Raw genomic sequence first — 2,591 nt, forward strand, 5'->3', positions numbered from 1 at the left:
CGACACGGGCGAAGCGGGCGAGCAGTACGGCGACATTCGGGTGTGGTCGAGCTACGTCATGAGCCCCGCCGCCATGTTCAACCCGGACGTCATGCGTCACAACGACCCGGACGACTCGACCTCGAACGGCTGGAGGGATCCGTGGTCCCTCGCGGCCGGCTTCCGCTCGCCGTCGATGTCGCAGGCCCGGTATCCGAATCTGAAGACGCACATGCTCGAGCACAACTGGCTCCAGAACCCGAAGGCCTCGTGCAACCCGAGCTTCCAGCCCGGCACGTACCTCGGCAACTGCGAGCCGTACTACTTCAACCACTCCTGGGACTCGTCCCCGGCCACGATGTTCTACGACGGCCACATCGAATCGGTCGGCGTCCGTCGCGCGAGCCGCGCCGATGCCCGCGTGCAGGGACAGACGGGCGGCTGGGGGCTTTGGAGCCGAGACACGCCGTTCGGTGAAGAGGGCTACTTCATCAGCGAAGGCTTCGACCAGGCCGAGACGAGCTTCCACATCCTCACGACGGACGGCATCCTCGGCCGCGACGTGTCCGCCGACGGCGGTCCGAAGATCGTCAATCAGAATCACCCGAGCGGGCCGCACATCGTGCGGCCCGTTTTCTTTACGCGCCGCGTCCGCGTCCATGACCGCGTCCGCGCCCCCGTCCGCGCCCCCGTCCGTGTCCGCGCCCGTGCCCGTGTCCGCGACCGTGTCCGTGCCCGCGTCCGCGACCGTGCCCGTGTCCGCGTCCGGGGCCGCGACCGTGCCCACGCCCGCGTCCGCGACCGCGCCGTGCTCATTCGGCGGGACGGGCCCGCTCGGCCCCCCGAAACCGACCGGCAAAATTGGAGAATTGGGCCGCCTACCCATGTTGACAGCCCCCTGGCCGTGAGTATCCTACTGAGCTCGCCTGTTCGGGCCCATTTGGGTGCGTGCGGCGGGCGTCGGTCTGCACCAGACCGGCGGAACAACGCTCCTTGACAATTCGTGAGCAGAACGTCGGCTGTTGGCGACGCGTGACCCCCCCCGGGTTGCGTGGCGACAGCAGCAAATTGAATTGAATGTATTGAATGACCGAGAGACGAGCTCGTAGCGTCTTGTGGTCGTTTGTCGTTCCTGACCGTGCGTGCTGATCTTGCGGGACCCCTCGCAAGCAGGTGCGGGATCTCGGTCGGTGCGATCAAGCGACTAAGGGCACACGGTGGATGTCTTGGCGTTGAGAGGCGATGAAGGACGTGGGAACCTGCGATAAGCCCAGAGGAGCTGGTAACCGAGCTTTGATCCTGGGATCTCCGAATGGGGCAACCCGGCCCGCTTGCGGGTCACTTACACCTGAATGCATAGGGTGTGAGGGCGAACCCGGCGAACTGAAACATCTCAGTAGCCGGAGGAAAAGAAAGCAAAATGCGATTCCGTCAGTAGCGGCGAGCGAAATCGGAACAGCCTAAACCGGACTTCGGTCCGGGGTTCGGGCACCAACATGGCACTTCAGAACGGGCGGTGAATCATCTGGAAAGTTGAACCGCAGAAGGTGACAGTCCTGTAGCAGTCTGTGACGAAGGCCTAGGTGTTCCAGAGTAGCACGGAGCTCGTGGAACTCTGTGCGAATATGCGGGGTCCACCCCGTAAGGCTAAATACTCCTCAACGACCGATAGTGAACCAGTAAGGCGACTGAACGATGAAAAGCACCCCGATAAGGGGAGTTAAAAGTACCTGAAACCGTGTGCTTACAAGCTGTGGGAGCCTGGGTGTCCTTCGGGACACAGCGGGTGACCGCGTGCCTTTTGCATAATGAGCCGACGAGTTGCTCTCTGCGGCAAGGTTAAGCTGGATCCCAGTGGAGCCGAAGGGAAACCGAGCCTTAAACGGGCGTCGAGTCGCAGGGAGCAGACGCGAAACCGGGTGATCTACCCATGGGCAGGTTGAAGGACGGGTAACACCGTCTGGAGGACCGAACACACTAACGTTGAAAAGTTAGGTGATGACCTGTGGGGAGGAGTAAAAGTCTAATCATACCCGGAGATATCTCGTTCTCCTCGAAATAGCTTTAGGGCTAGCCTCACGTGACACCTCTTGGGGGTAGAGCGACTGGATGGGGCTGGGGGGCCACAAGCCTACCCACCTCAACCAAACTCCGAATACCAAGAGGCTCTGTCGTGGGAGTCAGTCTGCGGGAGATAATTTCCGCGGTCAAAAGGGAAACAGCCCAGACCGTCAGATAAGGCCCCTAAACGAACCTAAGTTACTAAGGTAGTTGGATTGCCGTGACAGCCAGGATGTTGGCTTAGAAGCAGCCACCATTTAAAGAGTGCGTAATAGCTCACTGGTCGAGGAATCCAGCGCCGATAATGATCGGGAATAAGGTTCGTGCCGAATCTGCGGGCTTGCTTCGGCAAGCGGTAGAGGAGCGTTCCTGTCGGCTGTGAAGCCGTTCCGGAAGGAACGGTGGAGCGGCAGGAAGTGAATATGTCGGCTTGAGTAACGATAAACGGAGTGAGAATCTCCGTCGCCGAAAGCCTAAGGTTTCCTGGGGAAGGTAAATCCGCCCAGGGTTAGGCGGGTCCTAAGGCGAGGCCGAAAGGCGTAGTCGATGGA

General features: G+C 60.7%; 1 protein-coding gene and 1 rRNA gene. Both read left to right on the forward strand.

All coding sequences use genetic code 11. The features are described from left to right. A partial coding sequence (locus tag HKN37_16195; GenBank protein NNE48194.1) for a hypothetical protein occupies positions 1–976 on the forward strand: 976 nt, incomplete at its 5' end. A gap of 197 nt (positions 977–1,173) precedes the next feature. Beyond that, positions 1,174–2,591 (forward strand): 23S ribosomal RNA (locus HKN37_16200); the annotation flags it as partial.

This window comes from Rhodothermales bacterium (genome assembly GCA_013002345.1).
GTDB lineage: Bacteria > Bacteroidota > Rhodothermia > Rhodothermales > JABDKH01 > JABDKH01.